The sequence below is a fragment of the Pseudoalteromonas sp. TAP-3C genome (assembly GCF_059888565.1).
In genome coordinates, this window is record NZ_JCBFEM010000002.1 from 174,064 (window position 1) to 196,991 (window position 22,928).

16 protein-coding genes and 3 pseudogenes are annotated in these 22,928 nt (G+C 40.0%); 5 read left to right on the plus strand and 14 right to left on the minus strand.

Annotated elements, in window-relative coordinates:
* Positions 1 to 6 precede the first annotated feature (6 nt).
* The 4 genes and pseudogenes from AC6H44_RS16735 to AC6H44_RS16750 form a co-directional block, all read right to left on the minus strand.
* On the minus strand, positions 7 to 132 hold the full coding sequence (locus tag AC6H44_RS16735) for a hypothetical protein (RefSeq protein ID WP_500738983.1): 126 nt from the start codon (positions 130 to 132) through the stop codon (positions 7 to 9).
* A gap of 55 nt (positions 133 to 187) precedes the next feature.
* Positions 188 to 1,321 (minus strand): ISAs1 family transposase, encoded by a 1,134-nt coding sequence (locus AC6H44_RS16740; protein WP_500737093.1) that lies wholly within the window; start codon positions 1,319 to 1,321, stop codon positions 188 to 190.
* 91 nt (positions 1,322 to 1,412) lie between these two features.
* Positions 1,413 to 2,468, minus strand: a pseudogene (locus AC6H44_RS16745) (IS4 family transposase); the annotation flags it as partial.
* 120 nt (positions 2,469 to 2,588) lie between these two features.
* Complete coding sequence (locus AC6H44_RS16750) at positions 2,589 to 3,722, minus strand: ISAs1 family transposase (RefSeq protein WP_500737093.1); 1,134 nt, start codon at positions 3,720 to 3,722, stop codon at positions 2,589 to 2,591.
* Between the two features lie 186 nt (positions 3,723 to 3,908).
* On the opposite strand from AC6H44_RS16750, the gene AC6H44_RS16755 reads away from it, so the two are divergent.
* On the plus strand, positions 3,909 to 5,522 hold the full coding sequence (locus AC6H44_RS16755; RefSeq protein ID WP_500738985.1) for an IS1634 family transposase: 1,614 nt from the start codon (positions 3,909 to 3,911) through the stop codon (positions 5,520 to 5,522).
* Between the two features lie 114 nt (positions 5,523 to 5,636).
* On the opposite strand, the gene AC6H44_RS16760 is transcribed toward AC6H44_RS16755, so the two are convergent.
* On the minus strand, positions 5,637 to 7,754 hold the full coding sequence (locus tag AC6H44_RS16760) for a methyl-accepting chemotaxis protein (RefSeq protein WP_500738986.1): 2,118 nt from the start codon (positions 7,752 to 7,754) through the stop codon (positions 5,637 to 5,639).
* Positions 7,755 to 7,929: 175 nt separating this feature from the next.
* On the minus strand, positions 7,930 to 8,358 hold the full coding sequence (locus AC6H44_RS16765) for an organic hydroperoxide resistance protein (protein WP_500738988.1): 429 nt from the start codon (positions 8,356 to 8,358) through the stop codon (positions 7,930 to 7,932).
* 127 nt (positions 8,359 to 8,485) lie between these two features.
* On the opposite strand from AC6H44_RS16765, the gene AC6H44_RS16770 reads away from it, so the two are divergent.
* The 4 genes from AC6H44_RS16770 to AC6H44_RS16785 all read left to right on the plus strand — a co-directional run bounded on the left by AC6H44_RS16770 (position 8,486) and on the right by AC6H44_RS16785 (position 13,866).
* Positions 8,486 to 8,941: a MarR family winged helix-turn-helix transcriptional regulator gene (locus tag AC6H44_RS16770; protein WP_500738989.1), complete on the plus strand. Its 456-nt coding sequence runs from the start codon at positions 8,486 to 8,488 to the stop codon at positions 8,939 to 8,941.
* 392 nt (positions 8,942 to 9,333) lie between these two features.
* Positions 9,334 to 10,680: an N-succinylarginine dihydrolase gene (astB, locus tag AC6H44_RS16775; RefSeq protein ID WP_500738991.1), complete on the plus strand. Its 1,347-nt coding sequence runs from the start codon at positions 9,334 to 9,336 to the stop codon at positions 10,678 to 10,680.
* 247 nt (positions 10,681 to 10,927) lie between these two features.
* Entirely contained in the window at positions 10,928 to 11,608 is a 681-nt protein-coding gene (locus AC6H44_RS16780; protein WP_500738992.1) for an SDR family oxidoreductase, read from the plus strand.
* Between the two features lie 170 nt (positions 11,609 to 11,778).
* Entirely contained in the window at positions 11,779 to 13,866 is a 2,088-nt protein-coding gene (locus AC6H44_RS16785) for a putative bifunctional diguanylate cyclase/phosphodiesterase (protein WP_500738994.1), read from the plus strand.
* 21 nt (positions 13,867 to 13,887) lie between these two features.
* On the opposite strand, the gene AC6H44_RS16790 is transcribed toward AC6H44_RS16785, so the two are convergent.
* The 8 genes and pseudogenes from AC6H44_RS16790 to lipA all read right to left on the minus strand — a co-directional run bounded on the left by AC6H44_RS16790 (position 13,888) and on the right by lipA (position 22,909).
* Positions 13,888 to 14,685, minus strand: coding sequence for a response regulator (locus AC6H44_RS16790; RefSeq protein WP_500738996.1), 798 nt, complete (start codon positions 14,683 to 14,685; stop codon positions 13,888 to 13,890).
* A 115-nt stretch (positions 14,686 to 14,800) separates the two neighbouring features.
* On the minus strand, positions 14,801 to 17,728 hold the full coding sequence (locus AC6H44_RS16795; RefSeq protein ID WP_500738998.1) for a TonB-dependent receptor: 2,928 nt from the start codon (positions 17,726 to 17,728) through the stop codon (positions 14,801 to 14,803).
* Between the two features lie 252 nt (positions 17,729 to 17,980).
* Positions 17,981 to 18,796, minus strand: a complete 816-nt coding sequence (locus AC6H44_RS16800; RefSeq protein ID WP_500739000.1) for a prolipoprotein diacylglyceryl transferase family protein — start codon at positions 18,794 to 18,796, stop codon at positions 17,981 to 17,983.
* 427 nt (positions 18,797 to 19,223) lie between these two features.
* A complete protein-coding gene (locus AC6H44_RS16805) occupies positions 19,224 to 19,688 on the minus strand; it encodes a hypothetical protein (RefSeq protein WP_500739001.1) in 465 nt (154 codons plus the stop codon).
* A 24-nt stretch (positions 19,689 to 19,712) separates the two neighbouring features.
* A complete protein-coding gene (locus tag AC6H44_RS16810) occupies positions 19,713 to 20,846 on the minus strand; it encodes an ISAs1 family transposase (RefSeq protein WP_500736497.1) in 1,134 nt (377 codons plus the stop codon).
* A 92-nt stretch (positions 20,847 to 20,938) separates the two neighbouring features.
* Positions 20,939 to 21,484 (minus strand): annotated as a pseudogene (locus AC6H44_RS16815) (transposase); the annotation flags it as partial.
* A gap of 105 nt (positions 21,485 to 21,589) precedes the next feature.
* Positions 21,590 to 21,721, minus strand: a pseudogene (locus AC6H44_RS16820) (alpha-amylase family glycosyl hydrolase); the annotation flags it as partial.
* Between the two features lie 222 nt (positions 21,722 to 21,943).
* Positions 21,944 to 22,909 (minus strand): lipoyl synthase, encoded by a 966-nt coding sequence (gene lipA / locus AC6H44_RS16825; protein WP_500739002.1) that lies wholly within the window; start codon positions 22,907 to 22,909, stop codon positions 21,944 to 21,946.
* Positions 22,910 to 22,928: the final 19 nt, after the last annotated feature.

Below are 22,928 nucleotides of genomic sequence, written 5' to 3' on the forward strand. Positions count from 1 at the left end.
ACGAATTTAGCCTAAATTATCAATTTGTATAGTCAGAAGTGACAACTGGCTATACACATAAATAATGAACTGCCCATCAGGCTCATACCTAGGATCATCAACCACTTCTTTGCCAAGATAAATATAGGACAATACTCGTCGTTTTTTCTCTGTATTCGCTTGTAATGCCAGGGCAAACGGGTTGATTTTATACAGTTAGCCCAACGGTTAGCACTTTCATCATATAAACATTATCCCAACCCGCTTTCAAGCGCTTGCTTTTCACTCCAACCTTTGCACTTTTTTCGTTCTTCAATAGATTAAGTGCTATTTTATTAATTAACGCGATGTTTTGAGCTGCATACCCACTGCGTAAACGGTTTTGGTCTTCATTAAAGCTAACGTCGAGTTGCCAATGTAATTTATTCTCCACATGCCAATGACTACGGATAGCATCAGCAATAAATGCAGCGTCTTTATCTTTATGGCTACTAAGATAATACCGCTTCTCATTCGAACTTACACCATTTACCTCTCGTGTTGAGCATATTACGGCAATACTTTTTAAGCTTTTCCATCGTGGATGTCGTGCTACCAACCAATCTACTTCTGTCGTTAACCAAACCTCTCTATTTTCTATTCGCCCGTGATCACCATTTAGTGAACGATGCACGCTGTGTGGGATATTTTTAAATTGCGTGTTGAGCTGGGTATCTAAATGTAGTTTAACGTCATCATAAATCTCCCCTTGATTCCCCTTAAGTCCAAGCACATAGTTACCCTCGTTAGAGATTATTTGCTCACCGATTTTATACTGGCATCCCATGGCATCTGTTGTAATTGTTGCTCCTTTTATGTCAAGGAGCTCAAGCAAAATGGGGATAGCGGTTATTTCATTCGATTTATCAGCAACCTTAACTTGTCCTAAACAAAAATTATTCTCAACAGACCATGCACTGACTAAGTGAGTTGCGGGCATACCTGAGGCTTTATCTAATGTACGGCGCATTACTTTACCATCCAGAGCAATCACTCCTTCTTTATTCTTACTTATTTCAGTGACCCATTTGGTAAATGCGCTATTAAATTCAGTTGGGTTGAGGCGATTGAGTACGTCATTAAAAGTGTCATGACTAGGAATACCATTTTTCAGGTCTAAAAATTTCCGTAACCACTTTACTTTTGACTTTCCGTATTCTTCTATCTCGTTAAAATTATTGCAACCGCTGATAATAGCGCAAATAGCGATACTCAGAATATTAATAAGTGGATGGCGGACACTGGCAGAGTTTCTTGGATCGGTTAGTTGATTAAAAGCTTGGCTGATAGTCGTTTCTTTCATGTTTTGTACAGGCAAAGACTATTATAAACCACAATCATTAGGATCGGTCAAATGATCAAAAAGTACTTGTATGTTTTTTACCCGTTTGCCCTGCTTGTAATGCCGCATCCCCTTGTTGTGCCGACACGGTGTACCCTATGCACCATAAGACAAACAACATTAACGCCGCTATGAGCAATAAATTATCAAACCTTTCTGCGCTTCTTGAATTTGCAAAGGCTAAACTAATGCCAAGTTTTGCATTCTTAGTGTCTCTGAAACTTTCTTCTATTTGCATACGTTGTTTATATAAAGTCACAATCCGTTGAGGCTTATCTGTAAATTGTGTAGGTAAATTAAACACAAGTAGCCAAGGCTCTTTGGCCTTTTGTTGTTGGTATTTAACCGTTGTACATTGAGATTGCCCACCCCGTTTTTTGATTTTTTTACGTCCCTTGTTTTTCCCTCTAAACAAAACACCTTGGCACGCGAAACGAACTGTTTTTCCGTAGTAAATCTGTGTCAGAAGGTGTGGTTTATCTGTTGCTTGCTCAAACCATGATTTACAATTTCGCCATGTCTCAAGGTCGCTAGATAAGGTCACATTGCCTCTGACGCGCCCAAGCCAATACCAGCCTTTATCTTCTATGGCTTTAAACCATGGCGTTCTAAAAATAGCATCAGATAAAATAATAGGCTGACAATCTGCAGGTAAACACTGTGCCAAGCTATCGAGTAAGTGTTGATGAGCCGCTTCGGTATTTAATTCGCTTTCAGGATACACTTTTTCATAGAGCGTTAACGCTCTTCCCCCCATTGGTATGCTTGCCCTGAGCACTTGAAATATTTCGCCGCCATTAATAGGTGACCAGTCAACGATAATAAGTGGGTGTTGTTGCTGGCCTACTAAGCATTCGGTCATATGTTCATAGAAACAAAGACGTTCTTGATGCAGGTTAGCATTACCAATCAAACGGTCTGCGCGTTTAATATCATGTTTTTTATCGGTATTAGAAAATGATTTTAATCCGCGGCCTAGGTAAGTGACAGTAACGCGCTGGTCACGCAAGCCTGAGTTAACAAACGTAAAGACTGTATTTAAACGTGTTTTATGAATTTCAGGGTAGGCAATGGCAATATCTTTGTGTAATATTTCGGTGGCTTTCATGATTATGAGTGAGTTTTTTTATAGTGAAAAAATTTGATCACAAATAATCATGAGAGTCTACCATTAATTTTTATTTTGTGGGGATTCGTCAGCATTAAATGCAGGGCAAACGGGTTGATTTTATACAGTTAGCCCAACGGTTAGCACTTTCATCATATAAACATTATCCCAACCCGCTTTCAAGCGCTTGCTTTTCACTCCAACCTTTGCACTTTTTTCGTTCTTCAATAGATTAAGTGCTATTTTATTAATTAACGCGATGTTTTGAGCTGCATACCCACTGCGTAAACGGTTTTGGTCTTCATTAAAGCTAACGTCGAGTTGCCAATGTAATTTATTCTCCACATGCCAATGACTACGGATAGCATCAGCAATAAATGCAGCGTCTTTATCTTTATGGCTACTAAGATAATACCGCTTCTCATTCGAACTTACACCATTTACCTCTCGTGTTGAGCATATTACGGCAATACTTTTTAAGCTTTTCCATCGTGGATGTCGTGCTACCAACCAATCTACTTCTGTCGTTAACCAAACCTCTCTATTTTCTATTCGCCCGTGATCACCATTTAGTGAACGATGCACGCTGTGTGGGATATTTTTAAATTGCGTGTTGAGCTGGGTATCTAAATGTAGTTTAACGTCATCATAAATCTCCCCTTGATTCCCCTTAAGTCCAAGCACATAGTTACCCTCGTTAGAGATTATTTGCTCACCGATTTTATACTGGCATCCCATGGCATCTGTTGTAATTGTTGCTCCTTTTATGTCAAGGAGCTCAAGCAAAATGGGGATAGCGGTTATTTCATTCGATTTATCAGCAACCTTAACTTGTCCTAAACAAAAATTATTCTCAACAGACCATGCACTGACTAAGTGAGTTGCGGGCATACCTGAGGCTTTATCTAATGTACGGCGCATTACTTTACCATCCAGAGCAATCACTCCTTCTTTATTCTTACTTATTTCAGTGACCCATTTGGTAAATGCGCTATTAAATTCAGTTGGGTTGAGGCGATTGAGTACGTCATTAAAAGTGTCATGACTAGGAATACCATTTTTCAGGTCTAAAAATTTCCGTAACCACTTTACTTTTGACTTTCCGTATTCTTCTATCTCGTTAAAATTATTGCAACCGCTGATAATAGCGCAAATAGCGATACTCAGAATATTAATAAGTGGATGGCGGACACTGGCAGAGTTTCTTGGATCGGTTAGTTGATTAAAAGCTTGGCTGATAGTCGTTTCTTTCATGTTTTGTACAGGCAAAGACTATTATAAACCACGATCATTAGGATCGGTCAAATGATCAAAAAGTACTTGTATGTTTTTTACCCGTTTGCCCTGGCATTAAATGAGCGGTTGATCGAATTTTGTTAAAAAACACTTGACGGCGATCCCCATATTTGATCTATTACTCTCTTTTGAGAGCGCGTATTTATGTCTATCCCTTATGCCCAAAAACTCGAACACCACGGCTTAGTTGCTGGATTTTGTCACGATCTAGGTTTTGTCGATATTATTGATAACGCACTCGGTGGCGTGGCGCCTGAGCGCAACATCAGTTGTGGTCAATTAGTGTTGGCTATGGTGCTAAACGGCCTAGGTTTCACTGGCCGCACACTGCATATGTACAGCGAGTATTTTCAAGGCAAGCCGCTTGATAGATTAATTGGTGAAGGCGTAAAGTCCGAGCACATCAACGACGATGCGCTTGGTCGCTGTTTAGACACCTTATATGAATACGGCGTATCGAAGCTGTATCAGCAATTGGGTGAGGCGGTGGTAGAGAAATTAGGGTTACAAACCGAAGCTTTACACCTTGATTCAACAAGCTTTCATTACGATGGCAAAGCGACAAGCGAGCCTGATGATGACGAACCAAAACCTATCCGTATCGCGAAAGGTTATTCGCGCGACCATCGCCCTGAGCTCAACCAAGTGATACTCAATCTTATCTGTGAGAACCAGTCAGGCATTCCGGTTTATATGAAGCCTGCCAGTGGCAACAGCAATGATATGGAAGGCTTTAAACAGATTGTAAAGGCACATATTGGCAGTTTAAAAGCCGCGCAAGCCAGCCGCTACTTTGTGGCCGATGCCGCCTTGTATGTGCAAGAAACCATTAAAGATTTACATACTCAAGGCCAACTGTTCATTACGCGGGTACCGCAAACCCTCAAAGAAGCTAAAACCCTTGTTAAGCAAGCGCCTAACTTGAATTTCACCCCTATCTCACCTGGCTATGAAGGCGTGAGTTATGACAGTGAATACGGGGGGGTGAAACAAAAATGGCTACTCATTCGCAGTGAGCAGGCGTATAAGCGAGAGCAGCATAACCTGAACAAGCGTATGCTAAAAGCCGGAGAAGTTGCCCGCAAAAGCTTTAAAAAACTGTGCCAACAACGCTTCGCTTGCCAAAATGACGCACAAAGCGCCCTTATAAAATGGCGAGGTAAACAAGCGGTATGTGATGTGGATGCTAGTGTTCTCGAGGTCGCTGTTTATAAAGGCGCAGGACGCCCTAAAGCAGGGCAGTTACCTGAGCGTATCGAATACCAGATTACGGGTGCATTATGCACACCACTGGCATCCAGAAAAGCCGCTTTACAACAACTGGGGTTATTTATTATTGCCACCAATGATGTTAGCGACCATCTTGATATGGCCAGCTTGCTGAGCAGGTACAAAGCGCAGCAAAACGTGGAAAAAGGCTTTCGATTCTTGAAAAGTCCCGACTTCCTTACGAGCGCTATTTACCTGAAAAAGCCTGAGCGCATTGAAGCGTTACTCATGGTAATGACTTGCTGCCTAATGGTGTACGCGGGGTTAGAGCATCAAATTCGCAAAACCTTGGTCGAGAAAAACTGCTACTTCCCCACAATGAAATACAAGCCGGGCCAACGCCCCACGGCACGCTGGGTGTTCCAGTGCTTCGAGCATATCATCATAATGTATTGGCCTGATAAGCCACCCATGGTGGCGAATATGCAGCCGCGCAATCAAACCATTGTTGATTGCTTGGGTGAAAAATATCAGCGGATTTATTCTTAAAATGGGTGCGGAAGATCGGTTTTATTAGATGGCTAGTGATATTTGAACATTTAATAAAAAAGCGGCAAATAAAGTTGCCGCTTTTTCGTGGTTTAAATCGCTTTAATCTTTATTTTAAGTTTTTAATTTATTAAGTTCTGAGTCTTGTTGCGCGACCAGTTTATTAAGTTCTTCACTGCTATCCCCCGCTTGAGCAGATAGGTCTGAAAGCTGTGAAGCGGCATCAGAAATAATGGTTAAGTTACGATTTATTTCTTCAGTCACTAGACTTTGTTCTTCAGCTGCGGTGGCAATTTGAGTAATTTGATTCGTTATTTCATCTACTTTCATCACTACACTGTGCAGTGCATCAAACGCTGTCGAAGTTTCGTTTACTGCGGTTTCAGCTCGTACCACGCCTTTTTCAATAACCGTCGAGGCATTACCTACTTCTGATAGTAAGCTGTCGATTAAACTACTGATATCATCAGTAGATGAACGCGTTTTAGATGCAAGCGCCCTTACCTCATCAGCAACAACAGCAAAGCCTCGCCCATGTTCACCCGCACGCGCAGCCTCAATTGCTGCATTGAGCGCTAACAAATTAGTTTGCTCTGAAATAGTCCTGATCACATCCAAAATTTGTGTAATATCGTTACTGCGAGATGCTACTTTTTCTACCGCATTATTAGCTTCTTTGATCTCCTCAGACATGGTTCTTACTTGCGTCATTGCAGACGATAAACTCGACTCGCTACTCATTACCAACGTGTTAACTTCATCAACTTGTTGCGCTGATTGCTCAGAGGCTTTTGCCACTTCAAGTGCCGTGGCACTCATTTCATTCATTGCAGTGACCACGCTTTCAATTTCTTTAAACTGTGCCTGTACATTATTATTAGTCTCTGTGGCAATATTAGAAGTTACCTCACCTTGGTGTTTAGTTTGAGATGAAACCTCTTTGAGCTGACTAATAAGCTCTCTCAGTTTGGATAAAAATTGATTAAAGCCTTTGGCTAATGCAATTAATTCAGCATGCGTATCAACATGCAATATTTGGGTTAAATCACCCTCAGCGCTTGCTAAATTATCGACTCGTTCTTGAATTTGTTTAAGGGGCTTAACAACACTACCTACAACCAATTTCATTACAATAAACGCCAGTACAGCAATCGCAGATCCGGTGATTAATATAATAACTCCCAATTCTTTTGCTGCCTTCGACATTCCTTGCGTTAATTGAATAGGCCCTTCAAAAGCCAGCTCTTTTGGTACTTCAATTAATAGCATCCATTCAACATTAGCAAGCTTAATTTCTATGGGGTACGACACCATAATTTCAGCGCCTTGCTTGTTGATTGCGGTTGTACCTTTTAATTTTCCGTAATATTCATATGTTTTATCGTTAACCGCTTCTTTAATTGGTCGCCCAAGCTTAGCCTTGTAATGGCTGCTGCCAACGATAAGTCCTAAATGACTTAATAAGGTTACTTTGGCTTTACCATCATAAAGTGCGTTTGAAAGCTCTTCCGTTAATTTTTGAAATACGGGCAAAGTAATGTCAGCACCCGATACACCAACGAATTTACCTGATTTGATAATAGGCACCACTAACGACGTCATCATTTCAGAATAACCAGGGGTGATTTCATACAAATAAGGTTCCATAATACATGGTTTTAACTTATCTCTTGCGCACAAGTACCATTCAGCTTCACGTAAACCAAATTCGTTAACGTTATCAATGTATTTTTCTGCTGCATCTTCAACTACTTGCTGCTCAACAACTCCGCTTGCGCTTTTAGTAAAGTAAACTTCTAAAGTACCTGCACCGGCAACAGAGTGATCAAAACCTTGAGTAAAGTCACTGTCTTTACCATCAAAGCCATTTTTTTCAAATTGCGAGTAAATTGAGGAAATGACATCGTTGCTTTCTAATAAAGAGCGGTTCAACGCAACAACGGACGATCTGTCTATTGAAGACTTGTCAGCATCGGCTAGGACACTGCCAAGCGAAAAAGGTATCCGATAAGCCTCATTGATAAATGCAGCAATTTTTTCACCATAAGCGGCAGCATTTGCCGTTAATCGACCGTCTACTTCGCTTACAATTAAAGTTTCTGCCTCAGATGAAGTATTTGCATTACTTGAGGAGAGTTTAGACCAGAGTATTGCTGAAAATAGTACAACCGTTAAAAGTATACTTCCAACACTTATCCATAATAACTTTTTTGCTAACGCTATTTCCCGCATTAAAAACTACCTTGCATTATTTAAATGTTCATTTACTTCGAGTTTAGACTAATTTAAATAACATACTATAGGTTTTTTTAATAAATTAATAACAATACAGGTATTGATGTATATTTTACATTTATCGAATAAAAAGCACGGGAGTAGTTGCATACTCACCGTACCTTTTTTAGGTTTAAATAACCGACAGCTCAACTTCAATATTGCCGCGTGTTGCGTTTGAGTATGGACATACTTGGTGCGCTTTATCAACAAGCTCTTGCGCCGCGGCTTTATCCATATCCCCTAGTGATACTGCTAACTTTACTGCAATACCAAAACCGCCTTCAATTGCGCCAATAGATACTTCACAATTAATGTACGTATCATTTGGTAAAGCAATTTTTTCGCTACCGGCTACAAATTTAAGTGCGCCAATAAAGCAGGCTGCATAACCTGCTGCAAATAATTGCTCTGGGTTAGTGCCTTGTCCGTCATCACCACCTAATCCTTTTGGGGTCGATAAGTTTAAATCTAAACGCCCATCGTCTGATTTAGCAGACCCTTCACGGCCACCCGTTGCAGTTGCTTTTGCTGTGTAGGCAACATTTTGTAATACATTCATAATAAACTCCAAAGTTAAAAATTAGCCATTAATTTAGTTTGCACGCAAAATAATAATACAGGTAAATATTAATTGCAAATATTTTGCACGCAAACTAAAATGCTTTTACTTTATAACGGAGCAATCTATGTCATTTGAGCAACTAAAATTAGAAAATCAGCTATGCCATCGTTTATATATGGCATCTAATGGCATAGCTCGGGCGTACAGAGCTCCCTTAGCTGAAATTAATTTAACCTACCCTCAATATGTGGTAATGATGGCGCTGTGGGAGCAAGATCAAATTACCATTGCCGAGTTAATAGAAAAAACCGCCATTGATGGCGGCGCACTCACACAAATACTAAAAAAAATGACGGCCAAATCACTGCTGGCAGTAGTGAAAGATCAACAAGATAAACGAAAGCGTTTAATACAATTAACACAGCAAGGTCACGCCTTAAAAAATCATGCTGCCACTATTCCTGAACGTGTTTTTTGTCAATTTAAAGGCATAAACACCACACAAACAACACAGCTTATGCAATTACTTGATTTAATCGTTGCCGACTTAATTACGCCTCCAGAAAATGAAAAAACTTGATAAATAAAAGTACAGTATGGTGCTTCCAATTTAGTGCAAACAAAGCCTAGATATACCTAATTTGGTGCTTAATTTTTTGTATGTTTTCGCTATAAAAAATCAACCCATTGATTATTATTAATAAAATATTCAAATAACAATTGGCATACTTCTTCCTACTCTTTAATTGACGTTAGTAACACCGAGGAACAAGCTATGTTTAATTTTTACAACTCACTGTATTTTTTATGGCGCTTAGACATTAGCGTTTGGCAAGTAAACGAGCCAACAAGCACACATACCACCAGCGAAAAAGAGCGCGTATAGGGTTAAACTATTTTTAAACAGCCTTTGCAAGCTAAGCTATTGCGTTGTATTGTAAAAGACTATTTAATTGTTTTAGTGGAACGTGTATGCATGCTTTAGAAGTTAACTTTGACGGCTTAGTCGGCCCTACTCACAACTATGCAGGGTTATCCTATGGTAATGTCGCCTCGTTGAATAATGCGGCGAGTTTCTCAAACCCGCAAGAGGCTGTGTTGCAAGGACTGGCTAAAATGAAAGCCATGCATGATAAAGGCCTCACTCAAGGGGTATTTGCCCCACATGCTCGCCCTGATTTAAATGTATTGCGGCGTTTAGGGTTTTCTGGCAACGATGCACAAGTCATTAATAAAGCATTTAAAGCCGATCCTATTTTATTACGCGCCTGTTATTCGGCCTCTGCTATGTGGACAGCCAATGCAGCCACGGTATCTCCCTCTCCTGATACAAATGACGGTAAAGTCCACTTCACTGCAGCTAATCTAAATAATAAATTTCATCGCTCTTTAGAACCCAACACCACGACACGCTTATTAAAGGCAATGTTTAATAACGAACAATACTTTGCGCACCATACACATTTACCTGAGCAAGGTTTTTTTGGTGATGAGGGGGCTGCAAATCATACACGTCTGTGCGACAGTCACGGCGAAACGGGTTTAGAATTATTTGTGTTTGGCGCAAGTGCATTTAATAGTCAGCTTGTTAAACCGGTTAAGTTTCCAGCAAGACAAACACTGGAAGCCTCAGAGGCTATTTGTCGATTACACAATATAAAAGATACCAGCCAACTATTGTTACAGCAAAATCCCGATGTAATTGATCAAGGGGTATTTCATAATGATGTAATAGCCGTGGGTAATGCCAATGTTTTGTTATGCCACCAGCAGGCATTTTTAAATCAAACGCAAGCGTTAGATGATATCCGCGAAGCCTACGTGGGTAATAAACAGCTTTATATTATTGAAGTACCTACCAGTAAAGTCAGCATACAAGATGCTGTTAGTAGCTATTTATTTAACAGCCAATTGGTGAGCCTAAGTGACGATGCTATGTTGCTTGTTGCACCACAAGAAAGCCAGCGTAACCCTGCTGTAAAGGCGTATATTGAAGAGCTAATAATTGCAGATAACCCAATAAACCAAGTACAGTTTTTTGATTTACGCCAAAGTATGCAAAATGGCGGCGGGCCTGCTTGTTTGCGCCTGCGCGTGGCACTCAATAGCCACGAATTAGCGGCGGTAAACCCTGAAGTTATTTTAAATGATGAAAAATACACCCAGTTATGTGATTGGGCTACGCGCCATTACCGCGATAAACTCGGTGCTAACGACTTTGCCGATCCAGCGCTATTAACGCAAAGCTATCAGGCGCTTGATGAGCTAACTCAGCTACTTAGTTTAGGATCAGTTTACCCGTTTCAACTCGAAGCTTAATATTTTTGTATTGTTTTGGTTTAAAGCTTGCGTTAAAACTTTTAACGCAAGCTTTCTAAATTCAAACTAGGTTAAGTTTTTATGCTTATACTATTCAATTGCACATAACTTTCCATCAAGGTGATGTATTACCTTGGCAGCCCATTTAATGACATCACTGTCACTCAATTAATTCTACATAACCCATAACTCACTTAAGTGAGTCTTTTATTTAAGCTTGGCAGAATTCCAAAAAAGGAGATAAACCATGGCAACAGAAAAAGTTATTTTAATCACCGGCGCCTCAAGTGGCATCGGGGAAGCAACCGCTAAAACATTGGTCAATAATGGCCACAAAGTAATATTAACAGCGCGCAGTAAAGATAAACTCAATAAATTGGTTGATGAGCTAGGCCACGAAAATGCATTTAGCGTTGCAGCCGATGCTACGCAATTTAATGAACTTGAGAATGTAGTGAGTGAAGGTGTTAAAAAATTTGGCCGATTAGATGTGGCATTTGCTAACGCTGGCATGGGGGTGTCATCACCGGGCACCGAGAATGGCGATCCCGATGAGTGGTCAGCCATGATCGATCTTAATATTAAAGCTCTGTTATGGACTGCCAAACTGACCTTACCGCATTTGCGTTCAAACAAAGGTCATTTTATTTTAACAAGTTCAGCAGCGGGTCGGCGTCCTATTGATGGCTCTATTTATGGTGCGACTAAATGGTTTGCCCATGGTTTTGGTCAAAATTTGGCTGAAGAAATGAAGCCATGGCATGGTCGCTGTACCACGATTGCCCCGGGTATGGTAAATACGCCTTTTTTTGATGAAGCAAAACCAGATAAGCTCGACCCACAAGATGTGGCCGACGCGGTTTTATTTGCAATACAAGCCAATCAACGCAACAGCGTGCGCGAAATCTATTTAATGCCGACTCACTAAATAGCAAAATGATGGATAGCGTAATCTATCCATCATAATTAACAGATTAACGTCCATAGTTGTCGCTAACAAACAGTAGAATTTTTCATAAAGAGCGGGGGTACTATGATAAATCACACTTTTATGACTATGCTATAAGCTACCTATACCCAACAAATGAACATGCCGAAATGCCAGCTAATAAAACTAATAATATACCAGCTCATCAATATGTTACTAATGATCCGCTGCATCAACTTTTTGATGCAGTCGATTCTGTTTCAGTACAAGGTTACGATGAACAACGACGTGTTATTTATTGGAATAAAGGCAGTGAAATACTTTATGGCTACTCACACCAAGACGCGATTGGCAAAAAACTCGAAGACTTAATTATTCCCGCGCCAATGAAAGAGTACGTTATTAAGGCGCACGCTGATTGGATTGAGCATGGCATTGAAATTCCAGCAGCAGAACTGACGCTAAATCATAAAAATGGTAGCAGCATTGTTGTATTTTCAAGCCATGTTATGTTTACTAATCAATACAATATTAAACAAATGTACTGTATTGATATTGATCTATCAGATATGCGTGCAGCACAGGCAGAAGCTACCTTTAGCGCCACTATGCTAAAAACGATATTTGAGGCTATTCCCGATTTATTTTTTGTATTAGAGCAAGATGGCACTATTACTGATTACCATGCCAGCGATGAAAATGACTTATATTTACCACCTAAGCAATTTATCGGTAAAAAAATGCGTGATGTACTACCTGAAAAGGTAGCTGAAAAATTTCAACTCCACATAAAAAAAGCAATAACGCATGATGATATGACTAGCTTTGAGTATGAGTTAAGCATGCCTGAGGAAATAAGTTATTTTGAAGCGAGAATTCGCTTATTACCCAAAAAAAGCAAAGTGATGGTGATTATTCGCGACATTAGTGAATCATACCGCAGCGCCGAGCTAATTCGTCATCAAGCTCATTTTGACAGCTTAACCGATTTACCTAATCGCTTTTTATCTCTTGATAGACTTTCCCAAATATTGAATGAAGCGCATAAAAGCCATGAAAAAGCAGCGGTGTTTTTTTTAGACCTTGATGACTTTAAAAAAGTTAACGATTCTTTAGGGCACGAGATAGGCGACAAGCTCTTAATTGAGGCCGCGCATAGATTAAAACGTGCACTTAAAAAAAATGACACCGTAGGTCGGTTAGGCGGTGATGAGTTTATTGTTTTAATATCAAGTTTGAGCGATGAAAATGATGCCTTAGTCATTGGTGAGCGATTACTCAAAGCGTTTAGAAAGCCCTTTAAACTAGAAGGTAGAGACTTAATACTCACATTAAGTATTGGCATTGCAATTTCACCAAAAGATGGGACCTCTGCATCGGTATTGTTGCGTAATGCCGACACCGCCATGTACCAAGCAAAAGCCTTAGGCCGAAACACGTCCTCTTTTTTCACCCAACAAATGAATATAGCCATGCGCCGTCGCTTTGAAATAGAAGATCAAATGCATGGCGCATTAGAGCGCAATGAATTTGAGCTATATTACCAACCACAAATTGATATAAAAACAAATACTATTGTGGGCGCAGAAGCCCTGCTGCGTTGGCATAACATAGTGCTTGGTGACATCACACCCGATGAGTTTATTCCTGTTGCTGAGCAAACCGGGTTAATAGCGCCTATTGGTGTGTTTGTTCTTCAACACGCCTTACGGTTTTTAAATGAATGGCAAACCATTAACAATCAAAACTACATCATGGCTGTTAATCTATCGCCGCGTCAATTTAGAGACCCCGAGCTGGTAAATATAATCATGAATGCGTTAAATAAAAATGATATACCTAATGAGTGTTTAGAATTAGAAATTACCGAAGGCGTGTTAATGAATGGCCAAGCTTCTATACGTGATGCGCTAATCCAAATTGATGAATTAGGCATAAAGCTATCAATGGATGACTTTGGTACTGGCTATTCATCATTGAGCTATTTAAGAGAATATCCCTTTGATGTGCTAAAAATTGATCGTAGCTTTATTAATGGCATAACACACAATAAGGCCGACTGTAATTTAGTAAAGGCAGCCATTGCCATGTCGCACAGCTTAGAAATGAAAGTAATTGCTGAGGGAGTAGAAACTAAAGAACAGTTAAACTTACTCGATGAGCTTAACTGTGATATTGCTCAGGGGTTTTATTTGAGCAAGCCTTTAACTGCCGCCAAGTTACTTAATTTTTCATTGCGTTACCCAAAAGCACTTTAAAAGTGCTTTAACAGTCACAAATTAGCTCATAATTTTAAATAATAAATCGCGTACGGTAGCGGGTTCAAATGGTTTGTCACAAATTGCATCTACACCAGCTTGGGCAATATTTGCTAAGTGGGTGTCGTTAGCCTCAGAGCTGACCATAAGTATGGGAATATGCGAATATGCATTCGATTTCCTTACCGTTTCGGTAAGCTCTTTGCCGTCCATTTCTGGCATATTATAGTCTGTAACAATTAGGTCAAATGACTGGTTATTAAGCATTTCAATCGCTTGTTTACCATCTTCAGCCTCCACTGGAGTAGGAATACCCATACCCAAAAGCACACGTATTATATGCTTACGTGCAAAACGGCTATCATCGACCACTAATACGCGCAGTAAAGTGATGTCAAAATGATCAAGCTCGATTTCCTGCTCGCTAATAATATCGAGCGTGGCTTTAAGCGCTCTAGTAATTTCATCGGCACTAAAAGGCTTAGGCAAAATAGCCAACACACCCGATTGCCTTAGCTGCTCTAAATGCGCTTTGTTACGCTCGCTCGAAACCAACATAAACGCTTGATGCTCGGTTTTATCATTAGCACGTATTGCTTGTAATAAAGAGTCAGCACTGCCATCACTAAAATACATACTGCTGATCACTAAATCAGGCTGGTAATTTGATAAAGCCGCAAGCGCATTGGACTGAGTGTTTGCCGTTTCAATTTGCAAAACACCACACTGAGCCAGTGATTTTTTTATTAGCTTTTGCTGCACCTCTGAAGGCTCAACTAATAATATAGATAAATTAGCTATGGTCGTTAAATCACTCATTTGAGTCCTGTTATTGTCATTTAAATTATTTTTATGACAGTCATTATAAAGTAATAACTCACAACAAAAAGCTAAAATATCAAAACAAATGTGTTACGCAAACGAATAATGCAAATTAAAAACGGTAATTTATACCTGCATAATAACGTCTGCCAGTGTAACTTGCGTTTAATAGTCGAGCGTCTGTATCGTTACCTAATCGCGTTACTGATTCTGATTTAGTTAAATTAATAACCGCGGCAGTCAAACTCAAATCCTCAAGTAAATTAATTGAAGCATTTACATCAACTTGCTCGTATGGATCTTGGTATACGTTCAAGCCGCTATTTAAACCTAACACAGTTTCACCGCGTTTATTATAAGAAGCACGAATATTAAAGGCATCTCCTTCATAATATATTGAGGTATTGTATTGATACTTAGCACTGCCTATTAGTGGTGATTTACCAAACTCTTTACCATCCACTTCTACATCGGCTTTGTTAGTTTTGTTATAAGTGTAGTTTGCATAAAAACCAAAACCACTATCAAAGGCATGCTGTATAAATACTTCCGCTCCTTTAGATACGGCATCAGTACCATTACCTACCGTACTGTAAGGTGAAATGGTAATATTGCCCGTCTCAACTATCCCCTCTTTGCCAGCAAAATATTGCTGAGAATCTATAACTAGAGGCACAACAAAATTATCAACCGTTTTATGAAACAAAGCTAATCCCACGGCAGAACCTTCACTATAATAATACTCAATTGATAAATCAGCTTGTATTGATTCAAATGGCTTTAAGTTTTTATTGCCACCACTGCCACTAAAACCGGGGATTTCATTAAACTCAGCTCTGTCGTCTGCCCATTCATCAGACACAAAGTTAATACGCTGTTGAGCGCCTAAGTCAGTATAATCAGGTCGTGACATCACTTTAGCAACCGCACCGCGCACAACAATATCGTCGCTGGCATCCCAAGCAATATTAAGGCTTGGCAAAATTTGGGTATCGGTGTTTTCTTGGCTGATCAACTGGTAATCTTCAATTAACCTGTCATTTGCGATCACGGGTTCGCCCGTTTCATCGTCGGTATGATCTAGTAAATATGTGTATAAATCGGTAGAAGAACTCATCGTTTTAGTGCGTACTACACGTACCCCTAAATTACCGCGTACGCTATTAAATTCAAAGTCACCTTGCAAGTAAAACGCCGCTATTTGCTCTTCAATATCATAAATAAAGTTATCTTCTTTGCGTGTATACGGCACATAGTTGCTAGTTATAATGTCGCGGTATTTACCCCAATTAATCGCTGGCATTTGGTTTATGTTAAAACCACCAGTAATGTTACCTTCGTTAATAAACACGTCTTGTGCTAGTGGCATACCGTTATTCCACTGGTAACTATCAAACCGAGTAATTCCCCCCTCGCTGGCTTCTCCTGCTGCAATATTAAAATTAGGATCTAAAAAAAAGGTATTACCGGTTTCTCGGTGTAATGTGGCTTTTCGATACTTTATTCCGCTTTTAATCGTGCTTAAAATGCCCCAGTCAGTATAAATATCAAAATCTGCTTGGTAGTAATCTTCTTCTAGCTCACTTCGTACAAAGCTTGAATTTGACGAACCCGGATCGCGACCGCCTCCCACGCCATTAAGTAAGTTAGCTAGCGTATTTGGGCCTATGTTTAAACTGATGTCGTTTTCATTAATTTGCCAACCCGCTGTTTGCGAAACGTTTTCTACAAAATTTTCATTTTCGCCGGCGTTTGAACTTTTATACGCCGCTTCCCAACTTTCTTTTGGCCCGCCTTCTGAGCGCGTATTACCTGCCACAAAACGGGCTTTAAAATAATCACCTTCGTAGGTTAAATTAAAATCAAAGGTGTTTGAGGTCGACTCTTCACGTACATAACTGCCGCGCATCCACGGCAATTGCATATCATTTTCTACGCCACTTGCAGCTGCATCAAATTGCATTGCATTAATAATACTACCTGACTCATCCACACTTACATCGGTCAAAAAATCTGGATTTAAAGACCACTCGGGTATATCTAGTACCGACTCGGTTCTGTTTTTATCCAGCGAAAAACCAAAATAGTTAAAGCCAATTTCAATACGGCTGGTTGGGCGCCACTGTGTGCTAAACTGTATCCCCTCTCGTTCACGTAATTCATTAACAATTGAGCCACGAACCACTTGCGCAAACCAAACATCGTTATAACTAGTGACTTGGGCATCGGTTATTGCGCCCCACTGATTATTGTTTGCAACTGGTTCGCCATTTACATCAACTGGGTTTTCACCGGCAAAGCGCCATATATTTGCATCGGTGCCTCCCGAGAGTGTTCGATTAGTACGCTTTTGTGAGGTATAACCAAACAACACCCCAAAAGTATCGGCTTCATTTTTCCAAGAGTAAAGTGCGGTTAGTTGCGGCTGCGACTCTTTTGTTACATCCGCATAGGTGCTTTCAATGTTAATTACCCCTGAGTTTGCTTCCATACTCAGCGGTTTGCGGCTATGCATTAGTACGGTGCCGCCTACACCACCCTCATCTAAACGCGCTTCTGGCGATTTATACACTTCCACACTTTCAATCATGGCTGAGGGCAGTAATGCATAATCAAACGAACGAGATGGCTCACCAGGCGATGACGCAATAAAATTACTATTTAGCTGAGAAAAGGTCAGCTCAGACGATAGCCCCCTAATACTTACCGATGAGCCTTCGCCTCCGTCACGGTCAATAACCACACCAGGCACCCGTTGTAATGAATCAGCGACGTTTTTATCGGGAAACTTACCAATATCTTCTGCCGTTATGGCATCAACTACTGAACTTGATAAACGTTTTATATCTAAATTAGCCGCCATACTGGAACGAATACCACGCACCTCAATGACTTCCATGTCGTTGCTTTTTAGTGCGTTATCTGCTGCTTCATCAGCATATGCATGATTGATAACAGATAAAATAGACACGCACAGCGTTGATTTAATAAAAAGTGGAAGTGAGTGATGTGAAGCGTAGGTTGTCCGATGAGCGGTCATAGTTTTAACAGTTCCATTTAAAATACAGTTAATACTTAAAGATGAGCGTATCAAGGCGGGCTGATACGAAAAAAGTAGCTGTATTTTACATATCTAAACTTAATAGTTTGTTAATAAAAACTGACAAATAACTGAATACTTTATCAATAAGTAATCAATTTAATGAAAGCAGGAAGTTAAGCAGCAAAGCTATTTAGCTGCTTATAAAAGGACATAAAAAAGGAATGGCGTGATTAAACAGGCAAAACGCCGTTATTTTTTATCACTAATAGCCTGAATATAATAGTTCAAGCTGGCATGAGAAAGCTCGCCCATATGGCTGGTGACTAACTCCCCGTCACTGTTATAAAACAAGGTGGTTGGCAGGCCAGCTGCACCTGATTCACGACTCACATTACTACTTTGGTCAAAAAACACATGTTTGAGGTCAAGTTGTTGTTCATCCAGGAATGCGCTCACTGTATGTAAATCTTCACCTTGATTGACAAACGCCACGCTAATATCAGGGTTGTTTTTTTGAGCCGCCTGTAGCACGGGCATTTCTTTTCGACACGGCGGACACCACGACGCCCAAAAATTGATAACCACTGGCTTACCTTTAAAGTTTTGGAGGTTAACTTGCTGCCCTTGCATATTGTGCACAATCGATTGCGGTAACTGCACACCCGATTGATAAATAGACAGTGCAAAATTCGGAATAATCATTGAGCAAAAACCAACAACCCCGGCAATAGCATAGCTTTTTATGACCTCTTTTTTACCTCGTGCATAGAACGCTAACACCACTATAGCGCTGAGCCAGCCGTAATAAGGTATAAAACCACCATCACTAATATTAATAAGCTGCCACCAATTGCCTTGATAGCTATCCCACATAGTTAGCACAAACGCTAACCGAGCCGTTAAAAAGCCTACCACTACCGCTTTAAATACCGTATCTAAAATCCCTTTTTGTAATGGGTGTTGGCGAGTTAATAAATACGTAAGCCCCCAAAAAACACCTAACCCTAAAAAAATAATCAGCTGAGAAATAGAAATAACCAAAGGCCCAAAAGAAACACTCAACATTGCTACACTCTTCTTTTATTGTGTTTAAGTACCAAATAAACAGTAGCCAAACGTAAATTAATAAAATAAAGGATAACACAACACTTACCTGATTTTTTATTAAACCCCCTCTAATCAGTAGCAGGATTTAATAACATTTTTTTTGATATGGGACAGGCATAACATTTTTTTTGATATGGGACAGGCATAACTTTAATATTTTTGATATGGGACAGGAAAATTGATATGGGACAGGCATAACTTTATGCCACAAGAAATAAGCTTTTTTAATCTCCTTGATAATAAATCATCATTTAAAAATTACATGGTTTATCAAATATTCTCACAGTTATTAAAATTTTACTGCGATAAAGTCAAATTTCAGGCAGGTAAAACTAACCGCGCATGCTGGGCGTTTGAGTAATGAACATACTTAAAATAGCTGGTTTTAACCTGTGCCTTTGTACCATTTCACGTCATTTTTTGCTGCATGCTGTTTTAAGCACTGCGGTGCGCCTGCAAAATGTGAATATTTGCGTCTAAAGTGTTTTATTGAATTCAACCATACCGCTTCGTCTAAATCTAAGGTTGCGAGTATTTTGGGAATACTGTTATCAATATGCCCTTTTTTTTGTGGATTTATATGCCTGCCACTCCAGTCGACTAATGCTAAATAATCAATTAAAGCAAAGGGGATGGTGTGTTCAATATGGTTGCCTGCGAATGGTTTTAACTGTGCAGGCTGACCTAGATGTGGAGAGTTATCTTGTTGTTTACAAACGTTATCTGTGTTGTTGTCATTATTTTGTTGTGCTTGAAAATGAACAATACGTTCTTGTATCGAAGTGAAGTCGCTGTCTTCAAGGCTATTAGCGGCTTTTGCTCTGATAGGGTTAAGGTCTACGTACGCCATGCAGCCAGGGCAAACGGGTTGATTTTATACAGTTAGCCCAACGGTTAGCACTTTCATCATATAAACATTATCCCAACCCGCTTTCAACCGCTTGCTTTTCACTCCAACCTTTGCACTTTTTTCGTTCTTCAATAGATTAAGTGCTATTTTATTAATTAACGCGATGTTTTGAGCTGCATACCCACTGCGTAAACGGTTTTGGTCTTCATTAAAGCTAACGTCGAGTTGCCAATGTAATTTATTCTCCACATGCCAATGACTACGGATAGCATCAGCAATAAATGCAGCATCTTTATCTTTATGGCTACTAAGGTAATACCGCTGCTCATTCGAACTTACACCATTTACCTCTCGTGTTGAACATATTACGGCAATACTTTTTAAGCTTTTCCATCGTGGATGTCGTGCTACCAGCCAATCTACTTCTGTCGTTAACCAAACCTCTCTATTTTCTATTCGCCCGTGATCACCATTTAGTGAACGATGCACGCTGTGTGGGATATTTTTAAATTGCGTGTTGAGCTGGGTATCTAAATGTAGTTTAACGTCATCATAAATCTCCCCTTGATTCCCCTTAAGTCCAAGCACATAGTTACCCTCGTTAGAGATTATTTGCTCACCGATTTTATACTGGCATCCCATGGCATCTGTTGTAATTGTCGCTCCTTTTATGTCAAGGAGCTCAAGCAAAATGGGGATAGCGGTTATTTCATTCGATTTATCAGCAACCTTAACTTGTCCTAAACAAAAATTATTCTCAACAGACCATGCACTGACTAAATGAGTTGCGGGCATACCTGAGGCTTTATCTAATGTACGGCGCATTACTTTACCATCCAGAGCAATCACTCCTTCTTTATTCTTACTTATTTCAGTGACCCATTTGGTAAATGCGCTGTTAAATTCAGTTGGGTTGAGGCGATTGAGTACGTCATTAAAAGTGTCATGACTAGGAATACCATTTTTCAGGTCTAAAAATTTCCGTAACCACTTTACTTTTGACTTTCCGTATTCTTCTATCTCGTTAAAATTATTGCAACCGCTGATAATAGCGCAAATAGTGATACTCAGAATATTGATAAGTGGATGGCGGACACTGGCAGAGTTTCTTGGATCGGTTAGTTGATTAAAAGCTTGGCTGATAGTCGTTTCTTTCATGTTTCGTACAGGCAAAGACTATTATAAACCACGATCATTAGGATCGGTCAAATGATCAAAAAGTACTTGTATGTTTTTCACCCGTTTGCCCTGGCCATGCAGCGTATAATTGATACAAGGTCTAATAGCCCTTGCGATTTATATCGCCCTTCCCAGTATTTACCTGTGCAGTTATCTTCTTTGTTTGCTTCACGCGCAATATGCTCATTTAGGTTTTTCATGTACCAGCTAATGTCGTACAGCCGTGCTCGCCATATTGCAATGATTTCGTCAAAATGATGCCTGCTTATAGCATCTAACGGTTGACCTTGTTTATATTGGTCAACGAGAGTGTGGCCGCGATATAATTTACACCAACGAGTAATAACTTCATCGTCACTCCAATTTAGTGCATGTGGGCGATTAACTTTTACAACGAGGTGATAGTGGTTACTCATTACAGCGTAGGCGGCAATTTCTATGGCAAATATGGTACTTAAATGCTTAATCCGCTCAATAAGCCATGCCCTGCGGTGGTCAAAGTTTTTACCTGTGTAGGGGTCGTCACCACACAAATAAGCTCGCCTTACACACCGAGCAATTAAGTGATAGTAAGATGTTGAAGCCAAATCAATGAGGCATTTTCTTGCTCTTGTCATGCTAATAACCATTATTTTAACTGGATATAATAACAGTAGTTTAGTTTGAGGATTTTACAAAATATTTTATCTGTCCCATTTTATTTATGCCTGTCCTTTTATTTATCTGCGGTGGTCAAAGTTTTTACCTGTGTAGGGGTCGTCACCACACAAATAAGCTCGCCTTACACACCGAGCAATTAAGTGATAGTAAGATGTTGAAGCCAAATCAATGAGGCATTTTCTTGCTCTTGTCATGCTAATAACCATTATTTTAACTGGATATAATAACAGTAGTTTAGTTTGAGGATTTTACAAAATATTTTATCTGTCCCATTTTATTTATGCCTGTCCTTTTATTTACCTTTTTATGCCTGTCCTTTTATTTATTTTATTTACCATATTTATTGGCGAGTAATTCACTTTCTTTTGAACTATTACTCGCCATTATTTAGTGGCTTAAACACCTAAAATTAAAAGTTATTTTACCTCTTTACCCGCCGCCTGCTGATCAGCATGGTAACTTGAGCGTACGAACGGGCCAGAGGCCGCATGGGTAAAGCCAATTTCATCTGCATAGGTTTTTAGTGCATCAAACTCAGCCGTTGGCACGTAACGTTTTACGGGTAAGTGATGCTTAGAGGGTTGTAGATATTGGCCAACGGTTAGCATATCAACGTTATGAGTGCGTAAATCACGTAGCACTGCTTCGATTTCGCTAATTTCTTCACCTAAACCCACCATTAACCCCGATTTGGTTTTAACCTCAGGGTGCGCTTCTTTAAAGCGACGTAATAATTCAAGCGACCATTTATAATCAGCACCTGGGCGCGCAAGTTTATATAAGCGCGGTGCGGTTTCTAGGTTGTGGTTAAATACATCGGGTGGCGTTGCAATTAAAATTTCGAGTGCTTTATCCATACGGCCACGAAAATCGGGGACTAATATCTCAATGGTGATTTTTGGATTGTGCTTGCGAATTTCGCGAATACAATCAGCAAAGTGCTGAGCACCGCCGTCACGTAAATCATCACGGTCTACTGAGGTGATCACCACGTAGCTTAACTTCATGTCTTTTATGGTCAGTGCCAGCTTTTCAGGCTCTGCCGCATCAGGCTTTAATGGACGACCATGGGCAACATCACAAAACGGACAACGACGCGTACAAATAGCACCTAAAATCATAAAAGTAGCAGTGCCGTGGTTAAAACATTCTGATAAATTAGGGCACGATGCTTCTTCACACACCGAGTGCAAGCCGTGTTTACGCATAGCTTGTTTTATGCTATCGATCCGCTCAGTTGACTTAGGCAAACGGATCTTAAGCCACTCGGGCTTGCGTAACATGTCGGTTTTTTCTGTGGGTAATACTTTAACCGGTATTAGCGCCATTTTTTCGGCGTCGCGTAGTTTTACACCGGGTTCTATTTTTGCTGGTTTATTCATGAATAAAAAAACCTTTCAT

Bases quoted from the DNA above. Each gene is read 5' to 3' on its own strand.
- AC6H44_RS16740 (WP_500737093.1), bottom strand. From the start codon at position 1,321: ATGAAAGAAACGACTATCAGCCAAGCTTTTAATCAACTAACCGATCCA.
- AC6H44_RS16750 (WP_500737093.1), bottom strand. From the start codon at position 3,722: ATGAAAGAAACGACTATCAGCCAAGCTTTTAATCAACTAACCGATCCA.
- AC6H44_RS16755 (WP_500738985.1), top strand. From the start codon at position 3,909: ATGTCTATCCCTTATGCCCAAAAACTCGAACACCACGGCTTAGTTGCT.
- AC6H44_RS16760 (WP_500738986.1), bottom strand. From the start codon at position 7,754: ATGCGGGAAATAGCGTTAGCAAAAAAGTTATTATGGATAAGTGTTGGA.
- AC6H44_RS16765 (WP_500738988.1), bottom strand. From the start codon at position 8,358: ATGAATGTATTACAAAATGTTGCCTACACAGCAAAAGCAACTGCAACG.
- AC6H44_RS16770 (WP_500738989.1), top strand. From the start codon at position 8,486: ATGTCATTTGAGCAACTAAAATTAGAAAATCAGCTATGCCATCGTTTA.
- astB (WP_500738991.1), top strand. From the start codon at position 9,334: ATGCATGCTTTAGAAGTTAACTTTGACGGCTTAGTCGGCCCTACTCAC.
- AC6H44_RS16780 (WP_500738992.1), top strand. From the start codon at position 10,928: ATGGCAACAGAAAAAGTTATTTTAATCACCGGCGCCTCAAGTGGCATC.
- AC6H44_RS16785 (WP_500738994.1), top strand. From the start codon at position 11,779: ATGCCAGCTAATAAAACTAATAATATACCAGCTCATCAATATGTTACT.
- AC6H44_RS16790 (WP_500738996.1), bottom strand. From the start codon at position 14,685: ATGAGTGATTTAACGACCATAGCTAATTTATCTATATTATTAGTTGAG.
- AC6H44_RS16795 (WP_500738998.1), bottom strand. From the start codon at position 17,728: ATGACCGCTCATCGGACAACCTACGCTTCACATCACTCACTTCCACTT.
- AC6H44_RS16800 (WP_500739000.1), bottom strand. From the start codon at position 18,796: ATGTTGAGTGTTTCTTTTGGGCCTTTGGTTATTTCTATTTCTCAGCTG.
- AC6H44_RS16805 (WP_500739001.1), bottom strand. From the start codon at position 19,688: ATGGCGTACGTAGACCTTAACCCTATCAGAGCAAAAGCCGCTAATAGC.
- AC6H44_RS16810 (WP_500736497.1), bottom strand. From the start codon at position 20,846: ATGAAAGAAACGACTATCAGCCAAGCTTTTAATCAACTAACCGATCCA.
- lipA (WP_500739002.1), bottom strand. From the start codon at position 22,909: ATGAATAAACCAGCAAAAATAGAACCCGGTGTAAAACTACGCGACGCC.